Origin of the sequence: Rhodanobacter sp. C06 (genome assembly GCF_002001105.1) — a bacterium.
Taxonomy (GTDB): domain Bacteria; phylum Pseudomonadota; class Gammaproteobacteria; order Xanthomonadales; family Rhodanobacteraceae; genus Rhodanobacter_A.
On the sequence record NZ_MUNP01000045.1, the window covers coordinates 99,831 to 114,440 of the forward strand.

Genomic DNA, 14,610 nt, shown 5'->3' on the forward strand with positions numbered 1-14,610 from the left:
CGGGCCCGTATGCCGGGCCGGGAGCGCCCCGCCCCGGCCCTCCCTGCATGCAGGAGAGGGAGCCAAAACCCTCAATCGGCGGGGCAAGCCGGGTTCTGGCCCGTCTCGTACGCACGCGCCGTGGCGGCGATACGCTCGGCCAGCGCAGCCAGCGCCTGCTGGTGGCCGGCCACCAGCGCGTCGTAGCCCGCCGTCACCGGCTCGCTGATGCGGCTGCTGCAGGCGAGTGCGTCCTGCCCCCCGGAGCCGCCCGTCAGGCGCAGGCTCCACGCCGCATCGATCAGCGCATGGTTGCCGGGCACCGATTCGAAGCGGCGCACGTCGAGCTTGATGCGCAGGCGCGGCTGGCCGTTGCCGGGCAGGCCGCTCATGTCCGCCACGCCCAGCGCGCGGGCGAGGTCGGCGGCCAGCGCGCCGCGGACCTCGTCGCCCAGCGGCGCGATCCAGCGCTGGCCGTCCAGCGGCTGCACGCCTTGCCCGCCTTCGCGCACCACCAGCTGCGGCACGTCGACCTGGGCCGGCACGCCAACCGGCAGCAGTTCGAAGGGATACGGCGCGGGCGCGGCCGCGCCGCCGACGGTCGAACCGGCCGGCGTCATCAAGGTGTAGTAGTGCAGCGGCGCAGAGGCGCAGCCGGCGAGGCCCAGCACGGCGGCGAGCGGCATCCACGGGCGCAGGCGATTCATGGCTGGCTCCTGTTCGGGTTGGCGGGCGCCGGCTTCGGTTCGGCTACCTTCGGGTCGGCTTGGCGGCCGCGCAGCAACGACTCCGGATGCACGCCGAGGTAGTCGGTGAGCACGCGCAGCGAGCGCATCGTGCGCTGCAGCTCCTGCAGCGTCTGCCCCATGTTCTGCTGCAGCGGCGAATCGCCGGAGAGCGCGTCGTTCGCCGTGCCCAGCGTCTTGCGCGCATCGCCCAGGGTGCTGTCGAGCGCCGGCAGGGTCTGGCCGTTGACCTGCTTGAGCGTGGCGTCGAGGTTCGCCAGCGAGTCGTTGAGGTGGTTGCCGATCTGGTCGAACGGGACCTTGTCCAGCTTGTCGACGATGTCGGCCATCTGCTCCTGCAGCTTGTCGAAGCTGCCCGGCGCGGTGGGAATCTCCAGCGGCCGAGCGTCGGGGTCGTAGCTCGCCTTCGCCGCATGCGGCAGGAAGTCCAGCGCGACGTAGAGCTGGCCGGTGAGCAGGTTGCCGGTGCGCGCCTGCGCGCGCAGGCCGTGCTCGACCAGCTTGCCGATCATGTGCGAGATGTCGGCGTTGTCGCCGCGCGCCTTGGCCAGCGCCTCCAGCTTGGCATGCGCCTGGCCCAGCCGGTCGGGATAGACCACCGCGCCGACGATCAGCGGGAAGCGCTGGGTCTTCTCGTCGTAGTCCATGCGGATCGACACCACCTTGCCGAAGTTCACCCCGAGGAATTCCACCGGCGCGCCCACCGCCAAGCCGCGCAGCGACTGGTCGAAGCGCATGCGGATGTAGTGCGGCTCGCCATCCGGCGGCGCCATCGCGGTGGCCTGGTCGCCGAACAGGCTGAAGCTGGCGCCGTCGGGCGCCGGCGTGGTGTCGTGCGGACCACCCGGGTCCTGGAAGGCCACCCCGCCGGCCAGCACGGTGGCCAGCGACTCCGTGTTGAGCTTGAGCCCGTTCGCGCCCAGCGACACGTCCACGCCGCTGGCGTTCCAGAAGCGCGTGTCGGCGTTTACGTAGTGGTCGTTCGGGCTGTCGATGAACACCGCGAGCGACACGCCCTTGCCGTCCTTGTCCAGCTGGTAGGACACCACCCGCCCCACCTGGATGCGGCGGAAGTACACCGGCGAGCCGATGTCCAGCGAACCGAGGTCGTCGGCGTGCAAGGTGTAGCTCTTGCCCGGTTCGCCATGGGTCACCGCGGGCGGGTTCTCCAAGCCCTTGAACTCGTCCTCCTCCACGCTGGAGTCGCCGGTGTCGGCGCCGATGTAGGCGCCGGAGAACAGCGTGTCCACGCCGGAGACGCCGCCCAGGCCGATGCGCGGGCGCACCACCCAGTAGCGCGTGCCCTGGGTGGCGAACGCCTTCGCGCTCTTGTCCAGCGCCACCTTGACCAGCACATGGCTGCGATCGCCGCTCAGGCGGATCTTGTCCACCCTGCCGATCACCACGTCCTTGTACTTCACCGGCGTCTTGGCGGCCGCGAGGCCTTGCGCGCTCTCGAAGCTGATCGTGATGTCGGGGCCGGCCTGCAGCCAGCTGTTCACCACCAGCGATACGCCCACGATCGCCGCCAGGACCGGTACCAGCCAGATCAGCGAGGCGTTCGTGCGCCGCTTGCGCAGCACCGGGCGCGGCAGGGCGTCGCCGTTGGACGGCGGCGGCGTACCGGATTGTTCGTCAGTCATCGGAATCTTCCTTGCCGTCCCAGATCAGCCGGGGATCGAAGCACATCGAGGCGAACATTGTCAGCACCACGGTGAGGCCGAAGAACACCACGCCCGGCAGCGGCTCCACCAGGCTGAAGAAGCCGAAGCGTACCAGCGCGGTGAGCAGGGCCACCACGAACACGTCCAGCATCGACCAGTAGCCGATCAGCTCCACCAGCCGGTACAGCTGCGCGCGCTGCCGCCGCGCCCAGTTGCTGCCGCTGCGGCTGGTGACCAGCAGCGTGCCCAGCGAGAGGAACTTCAGCATCGGCACCATGATGCTGGCGCAGAACACGATCACCGCCAGCCCCGGCGAACCTTTCACCCACAGCTCCACCACGCCGCTGATGATGGTGTTGTCGTCGATGTCGCCCAGGCTCGCCGTGCGCATGATCGGCAGCACGTTGGCGGGGATGTACATCAGGAACGCGGCGATCAGCAGCGCCCAGGTGCGCGTGTAGGCCGCCGGCTTGCGCCGATGCAGCGTCGAGCCGCAACGCGGGCAGGCCAGCGCGGCGTCGCCCCCGTCGGTGTCCGCCGCACGGCAGACCTGGCCGCAGACGTGGCAGCCGATCAGGCCGAGTTCGTCGGCGCGCGGCAGCGCGCTCATGGTGCCCCTCCCGCATCCTCGTCGCGGGTCTCGTCCCATAGCCGGGTGAGGTCGACGCCGGCGAACACGGTGATCAGCAGCATCAGCGCGCCGTAGGCGTAGATGCCCGGGTCGGGCAGCACGTCGAAGTACAGGTGCGCCTTGACGATGGATACCAGCGCGCCCAGCACGAACACTTCGCTCATCGTCCACGGCCCCAGGTGGTGCAGCGCCACCATCAGGGGACGGAAGCCCGGCGCGCGGCGGCCGCTGCGCGCATACGCGAGCAGCCAGCCCAGGGTCAGGATCTTGGCGAGCGGAAACACGAACAAGGTGGCCGCCGCCAGCACCGCCACCACCTGCGAGTGGTCGAGCCACATCATGTGGATCACGTCCCATAGCGTGGCGGCCACGTACTGGCCGTTCAGGCCCAGCGTCACGATCGGCCACAGCGTGGCCTGCACGAACACCACCAGCGCGGTCAGCACCAACGCCAGTAGCGCGTTCGCGCGCATGCCGCGGCAGCGCTCCAACACCGCGCCGCAGCGCGCGCACTCGGCCACTTCGCCCTTCGCCAGCGGGCGGCGGCGATGCACGGTGTCGCAGTGTTCGCAGATCAACAGCGCCGGGGCGGTCGTGTCGATGCAGCGTGGGGATGGCGCGTCCATGCGGTGATTCTCGCAAATCAGACCGGCCCGTGGCTTAAGCCGCGTCGATTCCCTTGATATGCTCGGCGGCACCCCGATCTGGGGAGTTTCCCTTGCGCTGGAATCCGCCGTGACCGACGCCACCCTCGACCACGTCTTCGAAGTCACCGAACAGAACTTCGAGGCCGAGGTCATCAACGCCTCGCTGGACGCCCCGGTGCTGGTGGATTTCTGGGCCACCTGGTGCGGCCCGTGCAAGACGCTGGGCCCGCTGCTGGAGCAGCTGGCCGCCGAGTACAAGGGCGCGTTCCGCCTCGGCAAGGTGGACGTGGACAAGAACCAGCAGCTCGCCGCGATGTTCGGCATCCGCAGCGTGCCCACCGTGGTGCTGGTGAAGGATGGCCAGGTCGCCGACGGTTTCGTCGGTGCGCTGCCGCTGGGCCAGCTGCGCGAATTCCTGGCGCGCCACGTGCAGCCGCTGGATGGCGCCGACGACGAGGTCGCGGAGATTGCCGCGCCCGCCGAGACGCCGGCGGCGGCGATCAACCGCCTGCAGCAGGCCATCGCCGCCGAGCCCGACAACGCCGAGCTGAAGCTCGAGCTCGCCGTGGCGCTGGCCCAGGCCGGCCAAAGCGACGCCGCCGCCACCGAACTCGACGCCCTTCCCGCCAACCTCGCCACCGACGCCCGCGCCGTGCGCCTGCGCCAGCAGCTGGAACTCGCGCGCGCGCTGAAGGACGCCCCCGCGCAGGCCGAACTGGAGCAGCGCATCGCCGCCGATGCCGCCGACTGGCAGGCGCGCGACCTTCTCGGCGTGCGCCTGCTGCTGGGCGACGATCCCGCCGCTGGCCTGGAACAGTTCCTCGCCATCCTCGAGAAGGCCCGCGACTGGAACGACGGCGCCGCGAAGAAACGCCTGCTCGCCGCCTTCGGCACGCTGGACGACGCCGAGCTGGTCGGCCGCTACCGCCGCAAGATGGCCTCGTTGCTTTTCTGAACGCCATACCCTGCGATCCCCGCCAGATCGTGTAGGAGCGGTTCAGCCGCGATGCCCTTGGAGGATCAAAAAAGCATCGCGACTGAAGTCGCTCCTACGGTCGCTCCTTGAAAAATCCGGATTCCGAACCGCATTCGCGCCTCCACCTTGCGCCGGCTGATGAACCTGTGGCCGCCGTTCCTCTGCAACGGCATTCGCGTGCAATCGCTAAGCGACGACTGCGGCGAGGCGAAGGGGGTGCTGCGTCTGCGCCGCCGCAACCGCAACTACGTGCGCAGCCAGTTCGGCGGCAATCTGTTCGCGATGGTCGACCCGTTCTGGATGCTGCTGGCGTTGCACCGGCTGGGCCCCGGCTACTACGTATGGGACCAGGCCGGCGCGATCGACTTCGTGGCGCCCGGCCGCGAGGACATCCATGCCCGCTTCAGGCTGGACGACGCCACCGTCGAAGAATTGCGCGCTGCCGCGGCCGGCGGCGGGAAAGTACTGCGCTGGTTCGAGAACGAGATCACCACCGCCTCCGGCGAAGTGGTCGCCCACGTGCGCAAGCAGCTCTACGTGCGATTGAAGCCGAAGGTGCGCGCCACCTCGCAGGGTGCGCAGCACCCACCTTTCCCCGTTCTGCCGACATCGCGCTGGACAAGCCAGCCATGCCGGCTTCACTCGTGTTCGAAGCGGGCGATCTCATCCAGTTGTCGCGAGACGCGCGCCAGGCTGCAACCGGACATGTCGTCCACCATGCGGCGCAGCCACGGCTGCCTGATCGGACGAGTGGCCAAGCGGCGCGCCAGCCACAGACTGAAGCCGGTACCGACGGCGCCCACCGCCATGTTCGCCCAGATCCATCCCGCCCCGCCGGCGAACATGTCCACCCCGGACGACCAGGTCAACGCGACCAGCGGCACCAGCAGCCACAAGAACCACCACGGCAAGCCCAACGCCAGCGTGCTGACCGTGCGGAAACGACGCAATTGCGCCAGGCGCCGCTGCAGCACCATTACCGGTGCATCGAACAGGTAGATGCGGCCGAGCAGAAGCAACTGGGTGGCGCCCGACCAGATGCCGGCGATGCCATACACGTGCAACAGCAAGCCAATCACCAGCAGATGCGTGACGTGCCGGTGCTCCACCCAGAACGACGCGGCGAACACCACGAAAACCAGCCAGCCGGCGATCTCGACTGCCTGCCACCACAGGTTCCGGCGCAACGCCGAGCGCAGCTTGTCCATGCGCCGGTCACGGAAGTCCTGGCGCAACAGCGCCTCCATGCCGTCCTGGCGCAGATCCATGCGCGCCCAGGCCTGTTTCATTTCATCGAGTTCCATGGTCATGCTCCCGTGGTGGTCGCGGCGGTCATCCGGCCGCGCAACTTCTGCTTGATGCGATTGATCTTGGTGGCCACGTTGGTGGCGCTGATGCCGAGCACCTCGGCGATTTCGGCGTAACTGCGGTCTTCGAGGTACAGCAGGATCAGCGCGCGGTTGAGCGCGTCGAGCTCACCGATGAAGGCGTGCAGCGCAGCGAGGCGTTCGTCCGGCTCCGCGGCGGGTTCGCCCGCGATGGTTTCGAGATGCCAATCGTGCAGCGGCTCGAAACGCCCGGCCTCGCCACCCGCGCGGCGCAGATGCGAGATCGCCACGTTCAGCGCGATGCGGTACAGCCAGGTGCTGAACTTCGCCTTGCGCTCGTCGAAGGCTGCGAAGGAACGCCACAACTGCGCGCCGATCTCCTGCGCGAGGTCCAGCCGCTCCTCGGCATGGCGCGCGTAGACGCTGGCCACCTTGAGCACGATGCCTCGGTGCTCGCGCCACAATGCCTCGAAGCGTTGCTGGTCCGCCTTGCCGCCCATGTCCGTCCACGCATCCGAAGTCGTTGCCAGCATGATTCGCGCGGCCGCGGAAAAAGTCACACGTCACCGGGCAACGACATGGCGCTTCCGCATAATCGCCGCAACGGGAGCTCCGGAGAACCGCATGGTGCTGGCCGAAAACCTGCTGATCCGCGTGCGGCGGCTCGACCCCGGCTGCTTCGCGCTGGTGATGGCCACCGGCATCGTGTCGGTGGACGCCAGCCAGCACGGCCTGCCGCGGGTGGCGCTGGCGCTGTTCGCGTTCAACCTGCTCGCCTACGTCTGGTTGCTGGCGCTCAGCCTGCTGCGGCTGGCGCGCTTCCGCCACGAGATGGTGATGGATTTCACCGATCCCTCCCGCGGCGCCGGCTTCCTCACCCTGGCCGCGGCCACCTGTGTGCTGGGCAGCCAGTGCGTGTTGGTGTGGCCGCTGCCAGTGCTGGCGGCGGCGTTGGCGGTGGCCGGCGCGCTGCTGTGGATCGCGCTGATCTACCTGTTCTTCGCCGCCACTATCACTGCGCGCTTCAAGCCCGGCTTCACCCGCAGCATCAACGGCGGCTGGCTGGTGGCGGTGGTGTCCACCCAGGCGCTGTCGGCGCTGCTCACCCTGGTCGCGGCCAGCCGCGCCGATCCCGACCGCCTGCAGTTCGTGGCGCTCAGCCTGTACATGTTGGGCGCGGCGCTGTACCTGCTCATCATCACCCTGGTGGTGTACCGCATGGTGTTCTTCCCGCTACGCGCGCGCGAGTTCACCCCGCCGTACTGGATCGACATGGGCGCGCTGGCGGTGACCACGCTCGCCGGCAGCCTGATCGTGATCCACGCGCCGGCGCACAGCGCGCTGACCGAGCTGCTGCCGTTCGTGAAGGGCTTCACCCTGTTCTTCTGGGCCACCGCCACCTGGTGGATTCCGCTGCTGGTGATCCTGGAAGTGTGGCGCCACGTATGGCGCCACGTGCCGCTGCGCTACGAGACCGACGACTGGGACATCGTGTTCCCGATCGGCATGTACACCGTGGGCACCTATGAACTGGCGCAGGCGCTGCATGCGGATTTCCTGCGCGCGATCCCCGCCGCCGGCGTCTACGTCAGCCTCGCCGTGTGGCTGCTGGTGGCGCTGATCGGTCTGCGCAAGCTGTACCGCAAGGGGTGGCGGCACGGCGTGCATCCGCCACGCTGAGCACTTCCCTACAATGGGGCACCCTCCCCCGCGCGTGCCGCCATGCCTCCCCTGCGACTCAAACGCTATCTGATCACCGGCCTGCTCACCTTCCTGCCGCTGTGGGTGACGGTGCTGGTATTCAAGTTCGTGCTGGGCCTCCTGGCCGGCATCGGTGCACCGCTGGTGGCGGCGCTGGTGGGCGCGCTGGCGTTGGTCGCGCCGCATGCGGCGGACACGCTCAACCAACGCTGGCTGATCTTCATCGTCGCGCTGCTGATCACGCTGGTTGCGCTGTACGTGCTCGGCTGGCTGGCGAACCGGATGATCGGGCAGCGCTTCATCGGCGCGTTCGACGGCCTGCTGCAGCGCATCCCGCTGGTGCAGACGATCTACGGTGGCACCAAGAAGCTGATGGCGGTGCTGCAGAACAAGCCCGGCGGCACGCAGCGCGTGGTGCTGGTGGAATTCCCGCGACCGGGCATGAAGGTGGTGGGCTTCGTCACCCGCACCCTGATCGAGGAAGGCACCGGTCGCGAGATGGCGGCGGTGTACATCCCCACCACGCCCAACCCCACCGGCGGTTACCTGGAACTGGTGCCGATGGACGAGCTCACGCCCACCGACTGGACGATGGACCAGGCGATGGCCTTCATCATCTCCGGCGGCGCGGTATCGCCGGACACCCTGCCCGCGCCGCGCCGCCTGCCCGATCGCCCGCTGTAGGAGCGCACCCTGTGCGCGAAAGCTCTGATGCTGGTACGAGCAAAAGCTTTCGCGCACAGGGTGCGCTCCTACAGCACGATGACGCCGTCGGGTCGCGAGCCGCTCTGGCAGATGGTGCTGGCCGAGCCCCACCCCTGACCTTTGACACTGTGCCGCCCATGACGATAGTCATAGCTTGGCTGGTCATGGCCGGTACGGGGGTACTGGCCCGCAACCGACCGGCATGCGCAGAACGCCGCCTCGACGGCACCACACACCTATGAGAGGGAAGTCCATGACCCAGCAGTACCTGAAGCCCCTGGCACTGGCCGCCGCCGTCGCATTGGCGCTGACCGCCTGCGGCAAGAGCGAGCAGGCCGCCGCCCCGGCGCCGGCCCAGTCGGCCACTGCCGGCGCTCCGGCCACGGCCGCCACCACCGCCGCGGCGGCCGCGCCGAAGAGCGTGTTCGACGTCAGCGAACTGGGCGCGAGCAACGAGGCCTGCACGGACTTCAACGGCTTCGTCAATGCGAAGTGGGTCGCCGCCAACCCGATTCCGTCGGATTACCCCATGTGGGGCTCCTTCGTCCAACTGTACGCAAAGAGCCTGGACGACCAGCACCAACTGGTCGAGGACGCCGCCAAGGGCGCCGACAGCGCCAAGGCCGGCTCGGTCGAGCAGAAGATCGGCTGGTTGTACAAGTCCGGCATGGACGACGCAGCCATCGAGAAGGCCGGCTTCGACCCGATCAAGCCCAAGCTCGCCGCCATCGACGGCCTCAAGAACACCGCCGATATCGTGAATTACCTCGACCAGTCCGCCGCCGACGGCGACGGCCAGGTCTTCAGCTTCAGCTCCGGCGCCGACTTCAAGGATGCCACCCAGCAGATCGGCTTCGCGAACCAGGGCGGCCTGGGCCTGCCCACCAAGGACTACTACTCCAAGCCCGAGTACAAGGATCTGCGTGCCGCCTACGTCGCCTATATCGCCAAGACGCTGGAACTGACCGGCGTGGCCGAGGCCGACGCCAAGCAGCAGGCCGACGCGGTGATGAAGTTCGAGACCGCACTGGCCGGCGCCTCGCTGGCTCCCACCGAGATGCGCGACCTCGACAACCAGTACCACTTCGTCAGCGTCAAGGACGCCGACAAGGTCACCCCGCATTTCAGCTGGGAGCAGTTCTTCAAGACCCAGGGCGTGACCATCGACAAGGGCTTCTCGCTGTCGCAGCCGAAGTTCTTCGCCGAGTTCGACAAGCTGCTGACCGGCGCACCGGTGTCCGAGTGGCAGGCCTACCTGCGCTTCCACACCATCGACGACGCCTCCAGCGCGCTGTCCAAGGCGTTCCGCGCCAACAAGTTCGACTTCTACGGCAAGACCTTGTCCGGCACGCCCGAGCAGAAGGCGCGCTGGAAGCAGGTGCTGGGCGGCGTCAACGGCGCGATGGGCATGGGCCTGGGCGAGCTGTACGTGGCCAAGTACTTCACGCCGGAAGCCAAGCAGCGTGCCGAGGAACTCGTCACCAACGTGCGCGACGCGCTGAAGAACCGCATCGAGCACCTGGACTGGATGAGCGATGCCACCAAGGCCAAGGCCGTCGACAAGTGGAACAAGTTCCTGCCCAAGATCGGCTACCCCGACGAGGGCGAATGGCGTGACTGGTCCGGCCTCACCATCAGCCCGGACAACTGGTACGCGAACCTGCAGGCCGCGCAGAAGTACAACTACCAGTACGACCTCTCGCACATCGGCAAGAAGACCGACCGCAAGGAATGGGGCATGACCCCGCAGACGGTCAACGCCTACTACGACCCGAGCACCAACACGATCAACTTCCCGGCCGCGATCCTGCAGGCCCCGTTCTTCTACGCGAAGGGCGACGACGCGATCAACTACGGCGGCATCGGCGCGGTGATCGGCCACGAGTCCAGCCACGGCTTCGATGACCAAGGCAGCCAGTTCGATGGCGACGGCAACAAGAAGGACTGGTGGACGCCGCAGGACAAGAAGCAGTTCGACGCGCGCACCAAGGCGCTGGTGGAGCAGTACGACGGCTACGCCCCGATCAAGGACAAGCCGAACCTGCACGTCAACGGCAAGCTCACCCTGGGCGAGAACATCGCCGACCTGGGCGGCCTCAACATCGCCTACGACGCGCTGCAGGCCGCGTTGAAGAAGGATCCGTCCGAAGCCGACCAGAAGATCGACGGCTACACCCAGGACCAGCGCTTCTTCCTCAACTGGGCGCGTGTGTGGCGCGGCAGCATGCGCGAGAAGGCGGCCGAGCTGCGCCTCAACACCGACCCGCACTCGCCGATCGCGATCCGTGCGATCGCCTCGCCGTCGGACATGACCGCCTTCGCCACCGCCTTCCAGTGCAAGCCGGGCGACGCGATGGTGCGTTCGGGCGACAAGCAGGTGAAGATCTGGTAAGTCCCTTCGGTTCGCGGCGGCTCTGCCGCCGCGAGGCCGCTCCTCGACGCCGCGCGCAAGCGCGGCGTTTTTTTGTGCCTGGCACGCATCCTGTGTGTGCGACGCCGCGCGCTCCAGGCCACTTCGGCTGGTAGGCGCGGCGCGTAACCTTTGCGCTTATGCTTACGCAAGGAACAAAGCGGTTCCGGTCGCCTGCCGCCACCTTTCTTTGCTGGCCCAAAGCAAGGCGGCCCAAAGAAATGGCCTTATTCAATCCGCCGACATCACAAACAAGATGTGTCGAAGGATTTGGAACAATTTCCGCCTACACGATTGACGTTACGGCCACGCCGCGCCGCATGTGGAAACTGAGGGACAGAGTCTTGTGGCGCTTCGCTCCACTTGGCTTGGCTTGGCTTTGCCTCGCTTTGGCCGTTGCTTCTGCGCGCTAGGAGCGCGCTGATCTCCGGGGGCCCCTATACGGCGGTGAGGCGTGGACGACCAGGCCGCGCCGCGGGCGTGTCCATGGACGGACTCGCCTTTTCGACCGGGCGTGAGGCCCGGCCGAAAAGCCCGGCCACGCCTCACGCACTCGCAGGGCAGGATGCCCGGAGAGCGCTGCATCGGGGAGGCCTTCTCTTTGGGTTACCTTTCTCTTGGCCACGCAAGAGAAAGGTAACTCGGCCACCGGCAGGTGGGCGAAACCGCTTTGAAACCTGCGAGAGAAAAACCCCTCTCCACAAGTGGGAGAGGGGAAAGCGGACTGTCAGCGCGAACGCGCCAACCGCGCCAGAGCGAACAACCGCGCGACACGCATCCAGGCGATCGCCAACACGATCAGCTGGCCAAGCAGGATGGCCAGCCAGAATCCGCCGTCGACCGCCGTGGTGTGGATGCGCGCGATGCCGAACGCCGCCGCGATCGCCAGGCCCAGCATGCTCACCACCAGGTAGAACAGCAGGGTCTTCAGCGGCTGGCGCAGCAGCTGCATGAAGCCGCGGCCGAGGGCACGGGTGGCCGAGCGCAGGCCGGAGTCGGCGATGAAGGCCGCGCGGGTGGATTCCACGATGGCCTGCGCCAGCACGAACACCACCAGCAGCGCCCAGTGCATGCCATGCGACCAGGCATCGGCCTGCGCTTCCAGCACCGCCCGTTCGGCATGCCGATCGGCGATGTGCATGCCCGCGGCGGCCACCGCGACCACCACCGCGTACGGCAACAGCGACCACAGCATGACCCGGAACATCCGCCCGTATTCGATCCAGCCGTTCTGCAACAGGGCGCCGAAGCCCAGCGTGCGCGCAGCGCGCCCGCTGCCCACCGCCATGCCGTCGAGGAAGGGTGACATCAGCACGGTGAACAGCAGCGCCAGCAGGGTCGCGCCACCCAGCCACGCGGTGTGCCCCGACAGCGCACTCAGCGCATCGCCGAACATCAGCGGGTCGAACTGCCGCGCCCAGGCATCGGCATGCACCGAGTGGTCGAGCAGCGCAGCCAGCGTGCGCCACAGCGGCAACGCCACCACCGTGGCGGGCAGCAGCATCAGCAGCAGCCACAGCAACAGCAGGCGCCATTGCAGGGCGGCGCCCATCGCGGAGAACAGGGCGCCGAAGCCGGCGCGGGGAGCCATCGTCCTGGCCATCATCACAGCGTCACCAGCATCGAGTAGAAGGTCTGCAACAGCGCGGCCACGTCGGCGGTCCAGCGGCGCGAGGCGGCGCCGTTCGGCTTGGTCGCATAGCTGTCGTTGAGCTTGTTGGCGTCGAGATAGGCCTGTTGCGCGGGATCGAGTTCGGCCGAAACCACCTTGCTCGGTTTCTCGAAGTCGAAGCGCGCCCAGCGGCGGTCGTCGTTCCAGCGCACGTCCTCGTGGCTGCCGTCGGCATAGGTGACGCGCAGCGTCTCGGGCACCTGCGCGCCGTCGCGCAGCACGGTCACCGTGCTGTGCCAGGGGAACGGCCCGCCGCTGCCGGGCTTGGCATCGGGATGCGCCTTCTTCCAGTCCGCGCGTCGCTTCGCGATCTGCTTGTCCAGCGCCTGCTGGTCGGCCTCCACCGGCTTGCCGTCCTTCCAGCTCATGCCGGCCTGGGGCAACACCTCGTAGGTGTCGATGTCGGCCACGCGATCGTCGATGTGCCGGGTGCCGTAGACGACCTGGTCGAAGATCTCGTTCACCGCCCTGGCGTCGCCCGAGCCATCGACCAGTGCCTGATGCAGATCGGCCACCGAGGGATGGCGGAACTTCCAGCGCTGGTAGTACAGGCGCATGGCCTTTTCCATCGCCGGCTCGCCAATGCGCTGTTCCAGGTCGTGCATCGCGGTGGCGGTGCGCGTGTAGACCGTGCCGTAGCTGGAACTGGAGAGCCGGTCCCAGCTGTTCTGCGCCAGCGGATCTTCGGGCCGCCGCAGTTCGGCAGCGAGCCGCTCCATCTGGAAACCGCTCATCGCCGGCGCGATGCCCAGCCACTTCATGAACGGCGAGGCGAGCACGAGATCTTCGTTGCGCGCGCGCATCATGCGGTCATCCCAGAACTCGTTGATGCCTTCGTCGAGCATCGGCTCCTCGAACTCGTTGGAGGCGAGGATGCCGTAGAAGTAGCCGTGGCCGAATTCGTGGATGTTCACGAAATCGCTCATGTACTGGTCGATCGTGCCCGGCTTCACCTCCTTGTAGCCCTCGGAGGTGAAGAAGGTGGGGTATTCCATGCCGCCCGCCTCGTCCGCGTTGTACGGCGGGATTACCGCGGTGACCGTGCGGTACGGATACGGTGCGATGGTCTGCGAGAAATAACCCAGCGAATCAATGGTGGATTTCAGCGTGGGCGCGGCACTGGCCACGTATTCGGGCGGGTAGATCACCCGCACGGCCACCTGCGGGCTACCCGCGCCGGTGTACGTGCCATCCAGCGTCTTGTAGCCCTTCGCCGCCACCCAGGCGAAGTCGTGCACGTCGCCCTGCAAGTAGTGGTATGTGGTGCGGCCGTTCGCCGTCTGCGGCTCGCCCTGCAACTGGCCCACCGCGCCCACGGTGTAGTCGCTTGGCACGTCCAGGTGCACGTCGTAGCTGCCGAAGTCGGCGTAGAACTCGCTGTTGAAATGGAACTCGTGCACGTTCCAGCGCGGCGCGGTGGCGCCGCGTTCGCCGGCCAGTTCCAGCACGCCGATCTTGGGAAACCACTGGCCAACGAGGTTGAAGTCGCCCCACCAGCCGGTGCGCTCCACCACGCGCGGCAGCTGGCTGAGAAAGGCGATGTCCAGCGCCAGCGTGCCGCCCGCGGGTACCGGCTGGGCGAGGTCGATGCGCACCACGGTGTGGTCGGTGGCCGGGCCGCCATCGGGATGCACGAAGCTCCACTTCAGCGTCGTGCCGTCCTGGGCCACGTTCTGCAGGCGGACCCAGCCCCACTGCCCGTCCTTCAGCACCGCGTTGCCGCGCGAACGGCCGTGCGCGGTGAGCACCTTGCGTTCGGTGAACCAGGTGCTGCCGTCGTTCTCGAACGCGTTGAGGTAAAGATGGAAATAGACGTGGTCGACCGCGCGGTCGCTGCGGTTGCGCCAGGTCATGTGCTCCTTGCCGGTCACCTGATGCTTTGGCGCATCGAGGCTGGCGTCGATCGCGTAGCTCACCACGCGGTCGGATAGCGTGGCTTGCTGGCCGGTGCGCTCGCCGCCCCAGGCATCCGCCGCGCTGGGCGTGGTGATGATGGTTTGGTGCGCCGGCGCGAACGGAATGGGTGCCACCGAAGCTGGCGCCGTGCTGGCGACGGCCGGCGCCGCGGCGGGTGCCTCCTGCGCGAGTCCCGCCGTGCAGCATCCGCACCAGCCCACGGCCAACGCGGCGAGCCACAGCCCGCCCCTGCCC

The 14,610-nt window shown here is 67.9% G+C and carries 12 protein-coding genes and 1 pseudogene; 5 read left to right on the forward strand and 8 right to left on the reverse strand.

Translation table 11 applies throughout. The annotated features are described in order from the left end of the window. Positions 1-71: 71 nt before the first annotated feature. Genes B0E52_RS08930 through B0E52_RS08945 form a run of 4 tightly spaced genes read right to left on the reverse strand, consistent with a single transcriptional unit; the run spans position 72 to position 3,646 of the window. Positions 72-686 (reverse strand): PqiC family protein, encoded by a 615-nt coding sequence (locus B0E52_RS08930; RefSeq protein ID WP_077483483.1) that lies wholly within the window; start codon positions 684-686, stop codon positions 72-74. Continuing rightward, on the reverse strand, positions 683-2,368 hold the full coding sequence (locus B0E52_RS08935; protein ID WP_077483484.1) for an MlaD family protein: 1,686 nt from the start codon (positions 2,366-2,368) through the stop codon (positions 683-685). Before B0E52_RS08935 ends, B0E52_RS08930 begins: the two co-directional genes overlap by 4 nt. Beyond that, entirely contained in the window at positions 2,361-2,999 is a 639-nt protein-coding gene (locus B0E52_RS08940) for a paraquat-inducible protein A (RefSeq protein ID WP_077483485.1), read from the reverse strand. Before B0E52_RS08940 ends, B0E52_RS08935 begins: the two co-directional genes overlap by 8 nt. Further along, positions 2,996-3,646, reverse strand: coding sequence for a paraquat-inducible protein A (locus B0E52_RS08945; RefSeq protein ID WP_077483486.1), 651 nt, complete (start codon positions 3,644-3,646; stop codon positions 2,996-2,998). Before B0E52_RS08945 ends, B0E52_RS08940 begins: the two co-directional genes overlap by 4 nt. 109 nt (positions 3,647-3,755) lie before the next feature. Here B0E52_RS08945 and trxA point away from each other — a divergent pair, with 109 nt between their 5' ends. Both trxA and B0E52_RS08955 read left to right on the forward strand, forming a co-directional pair. Beyond that, positions 3,756-4,622, forward strand: coding sequence for a thioredoxin (gene trxA, locus B0E52_RS08950; protein WP_077483499.1), 867 nt, complete (start codon positions 3,756-3,758; stop codon positions 4,620-4,622). Positions 4,623-4,754: 132 nt separating this feature from the next. After that, positions 4,755-5,204: pseudogene (locus B0E52_RS08955) on the forward strand (DUF4442 domain-containing protein); the annotation flags it as partial. A 77-nt stretch (positions 5,205-5,281) separates the two neighbouring features. Here B0E52_RS08955 and B0E52_RS08960 read toward each other — a convergent pair. Both B0E52_RS08960 and B0E52_RS08965 read right to left on the reverse strand, forming a co-directional pair. Continuing rightward, on the reverse strand, positions 5,282-5,947 hold the full coding sequence (locus B0E52_RS08960; protein WP_077483487.1) for a hypothetical protein: 666 nt from the start codon (positions 5,945-5,947) through the stop codon (positions 5,282-5,284). 2 nt (positions 5,948-5,949) lie between these two features. Further along, positions 5,950-6,471, reverse strand: coding sequence for a sigma-70 family RNA polymerase sigma factor (locus B0E52_RS08965; protein WP_077483488.1), 522 nt, complete (start codon positions 6,469-6,471; stop codon positions 5,950-5,952). 124 nt (positions 6,472-6,595) lie between these two features. Here B0E52_RS08965 and B0E52_RS08970 point away from each other — a divergent pair, with 124 nt between their 5' ends. From B0E52_RS08970 to B0E52_RS08980, 3 genes are all read left to right on the forward strand, one after another. Continuing rightward, complete coding sequence (locus B0E52_RS08970) at positions 6,596-7,651, forward strand: tellurite resistance/C4-dicarboxylate transporter family protein (RefSeq protein WP_077483489.1); 1,056 nt, start codon at positions 6,596-6,598, stop codon at positions 7,649-7,651. 42 nt (positions 7,652-7,693) lie between these two features. After that, a complete protein-coding gene (locus B0E52_RS08975; protein ID WP_077483490.1) occupies positions 7,694-8,356 on the forward strand; it encodes a DUF502 domain-containing protein in 663 nt (220 codons plus the stop codon). A gap of 274 nt (positions 8,357-8,630) precedes the next feature. Further along, entirely contained in the window at positions 8,631-10,769 is a 2,139-nt protein-coding gene (locus B0E52_RS08980) for a M13 family metallopeptidase (protein ID WP_077483491.1), read from the forward strand. 745 nt (positions 10,770-11,514) lie between these two features. Here the strand turns inward: B0E52_RS08980 and B0E52_RS08985 are convergent. Beyond that, on the reverse strand, positions 11,515-12,378 hold the full coding sequence (locus tag B0E52_RS08985) for a hypothetical protein (RefSeq protein ID WP_254426753.1): 864 nt from the start codon (positions 12,376-12,378) through the stop codon (positions 11,515-11,517). A 14-nt stretch (positions 12,379-12,392) separates the two neighbouring features. Beyond that, a complete protein-coding gene (locus B0E52_RS08990; protein WP_077483500.1) occupies positions 12,393-14,576 on the reverse strand; it encodes a M1 family metallopeptidase in 2,184 nt (727 codons plus the stop codon). Positions 14,577-14,610 lie beyond the last annotated feature (34 nt).

What these genes read in the sequence shown, in the direction of transcription:
- B0E52_RS08970 (WP_077483489.1), top strand. Translation starts at nt 6,596, where the DNA reads ATGGTGCTGGCCGAAAACCTGCTGATCCGCGTGCGGCGGCTCGACCCC.
- B0E52_RS08975 (WP_077483490.1), top strand. Translation starts at nt 7,694, where the DNA reads ATGCCTCCCCTGCGACTCAAACGCTATCTGATCACCGGCCTGCTCACC.
- B0E52_RS08935 (WP_077483484.1), bottom strand. Translation starts at nt 2,368, where the DNA reads ATGACTGACGAACAATCCGGTACGCCGCCGCCGTCCAACGGCGACGCC.
- B0E52_RS08930 (WP_077483483.1), bottom strand. Translation starts at nt 686, where the DNA reads ATGAATCGCCTGCGCCCGTGGATGCCGCTCGCCGCCGTGCTGGGCCTC.
- B0E52_RS08940 (WP_077483485.1), bottom strand. Translation starts at nt 2,999, where the DNA reads ATGAGCGCGCTGCCGCGCGCCGACGAACTCGGCCTGATCGGCTGCCAC.
- B0E52_RS08945 (WP_077483486.1), bottom strand. Translation starts at nt 3,646, where the DNA reads ATGGACGCGCCATCCCCACGCTGCATCGACACGACCGCCCCGGCGCTG.
- B0E52_RS08985 (WP_254426753.1), bottom strand. Translation starts at nt 12,378, where the DNA reads ATGGCTCCCCGCGCCGGCTTCGGCGCCCTGTTCTCCGCGATGGGCGCC.
- B0E52_RS08960 (WP_077483487.1), bottom strand. Translation starts at nt 5,947, where the DNA reads ATGGAACTCGATGAAATGAAACAGGCCTGGGCGCGCATGGATCTGCGC.
- B0E52_RS08980 (WP_077483491.1), top strand. Translation starts at nt 8,631, where the DNA reads ATGACCCAGCAGTACCTGAAGCCCCTGGCACTGGCCGCCGCCGTCGCA.
- B0E52_RS08965 (WP_077483488.1), bottom strand. Translation starts at nt 6,471, where the DNA reads ATGGGCGGCAAGGCGGACCAGCAACGCTTCGAGGCATTGTGGCGCGAG.